Source organism: Actinacidiphila polyblastidii, from assembly GCF_036353415.1.
In the GTDB taxonomy this organism is placed as follows: Bacteria; Actinomycetota; Actinomycetes; order Streptomycetales; family Streptomycetaceae; genus Actinacidiphila; species Actinacidiphila polyblastidii.
Genome location: NZ_JAZEWV010000088.1, coordinates 1 through 752, shown reverse-complemented (window position 1 = coordinate 752; position 752 = coordinate 1). Strand labels below are relative to the sequence as shown.

Sequence of the window (752 nt, the reverse complement as noted above, 5' to 3'; positions counted from 1 at the left end):
CAGGCCGAGCCGGCCATGGACACCGACCACGACGGCACGCTCAGCCCCGCGGAAGCATCCGCCCAGGCCGGCAGGGACTGCTCGGCCCTGACCGCCGGGATCCACGCCACCACAGCGCCGCCGCCCGCACAGCCCGCCGGGCCTGCCGTGCTCACCTTCCGGCTGCGGGCCGCCACCTACCGGCTCCTGCCGGGCCAGGCCGGCCTGCACACCGGCCGCCTGGAGTGCCGGCTGACCGCCCCGGCCACCTTGGCCCGCGGCGCCCGCGTGCGGTTCACCTCCGGAGTCCAGGACTCCCACATCGGCTGGCACGAGATCACCGCACGAGGCGCGGGCATCCCCCTCGCCACCTCGGACGTCCCCGCACGCTCGGTCTCCGGCGAACTGCACACCTACCCCGCCGACCTGCTCTCCAGCCCCCTGGACACCCGCCACGCCGCCGTGCTGCTCGGCGCCGGCCCCGGCCCCGCCACCACCGCCAGGACCCCGGCGGCCGGCTGGGCCACGCACTGGTACGCCGCCCTCGACCGCCACCTGGGCGCGCTGACCGACCGGCGCACGCTGACGCTGCCCGTCGGCCTGCTCGCTGTCCTCATGTCCCTGGTCCTGGGAGCCGGTCACGCCGCGCTCCCCGGCCACGGAAAGACCATCATGGCCGCCTACCTGGCCGGCCGTCAGGGCCGCCCACGCGACGCGGTCACCGTCGCCACCACCGTCACCCTCACCCACACCGCCTCGGTACTGGCCCTCGG

At 76.7% G+C, this 752-nt stretch carries 1 pseudogene; it reads left to right on the top strand.

From position 1 onward, the window contains the following. Positions 1 to 15 precede the first annotated feature (15 nt). Positions 16 to 752: pseudogene (locus tag V2S66_RS34340) on the top strand (nickel transporter); the annotation flags it as partial.